Below are 900 nucleotides of genomic sequence, written 5' to 3' on the forward strand. Positions count from 1 at the left end.
AAGCCGGCAAGGTCGCCCACGTCCTCGCCCACGATCTTCACCCCGCCGTTCCCGACGGCGACCTTGCCGAGGTCCACCGCGGCGCCATCCGCCTTGCCCCAGACCACATAGGCGGCGCCGGCGTCCCTGCCGCCTGCGTCGTTGCCATGCGCGCCCACCAGGATCTCTGGCAGGTCGTCGCCGTTCAGGTCGCCGACCGCGGCGAGGCTGTAGCTGAGGCCGCTCCCGCCCAGCGCGTCACCGGCCGCCTCGCCGAGGATTTTGAAGCCACCCCGCCCGGCGGCAACCTCGCCGAGGTCCACCGGGGCGCCGTCCGCCTTGCCCCAGACCACATAGGCGGCGCCCCTCTGCTGCCCATCGGGATCGGAGGGGGCGCCGATGAGGATCTCGTCCCGTCCATCGCCATTCAGGTCGCCGATTGCGGTGACAGGAAACCCAGCGCCACTACTGTCAGGCATTCCGCGGGTCTCGCCGAGGATCTTGAAGCCGCCCCGCCCGGCGGCGACCTCGCCGAGGCTCACCGGGGCGCCGTCGGCCTTGCCCCAGACCACATAGGCGACGCCTGCGCCCACGCCGGCCGCGCTGTTGGCGGTGGCGCCGACCAGGATCTCCGGCAGGCCGTCGCCGTTCAGGTCGTTGATCGCGGCGACCGAGTAGCCGGCCTCGTCAAATGACGCCTCGCCGAGGATCCGGAAGCCACCCTGGCCGGCGGCGACGGCGGTGAGGTCCACCGGTACGCCGTCCGCCTTGCCCCAGACCACATAGGCGGCGCCCTCGCCGGCCGCCCCCCCGAAATGGCTATGGCCGAGCAGGATTTCGGATCGACCGTCGCCGTTCATGTCACCAATGGAGGCAATACCAAACGAGTCGTCTTCCTCGGTTTCGCTGACGATCCTGTAT

The 900-nt window shown here is 70.7% G+C and carries 1 protein-coding gene; it reads right to left on the minus strand.

Annotated elements, in window-relative coordinates; genetic code table 11:
• Positions 1 to 839, minus strand: an 839-nt coding sequence (locus LHA35_RS28380; protein ID WP_226615253.1) for an integrin alpha, incomplete at its 3' end; no start/stop codon positions are given.
• Positions 840 to 900 lie beyond the last annotated feature (61 nt).

The sequence above is a fragment of the Roseicella aerolata genome (assembly GCF_020523605.1).
Lineage (GTDB): Bacteria > Pseudomonadota > Alphaproteobacteria > Acetobacterales > Acetobacteraceae > Paracraurococcus > Paracraurococcus aerolatus.